Raw genomic sequence first — 385 nt, forward strand, 5'->3', positions numbered from 1 at the left:
CATTCGATGCAACAGCACAGGCAAGCCGCCTCCCCGGCGCGGGAACAGGATTGGCCCCGCGACTTCGACTTCCGCGCCGAATACGCCGAACAACAGGAACTGCTCGCGCCCGAGCGCCAGCGGGCCGCGGTTCCGACCTCAGCACAGGACACCCAGAGCGATGAGTAACCAGAGCACCCTGATCCAGCAGGTCGTGGCCCGCGAGATCCTCGATTCGCGCGGCAACCCCACCGTCGAGGCGGTGGTCACCCTCAAGGGCGGCGCCGTGGGCGTCGCCAGCGTGCCCTCGGGCGCCTCCACCGGCACCCGCGAGGCGCTGGAGCTGCGCGACGGCTCGCTGCGCTACAAGGGCAAGGGCGTGATGAAGGCGGTGGAGAACGTCAAC

Annotated in this window: 1 pseudogene; it reads left to right on the plus strand. The window is 69.4% G+C overall.

The features are described 5' to 3' along the window. Window positions 1-160: 160 nt before the first annotated feature. Window positions 161-385, plus strand: a pseudogene (eno, locus tag ACYVD0_RS13410) (phosphopyruvate hydratase); the annotation flags it as partial.

This window comes from Azotobacter armeniacus, assembly GCF_054779355.1.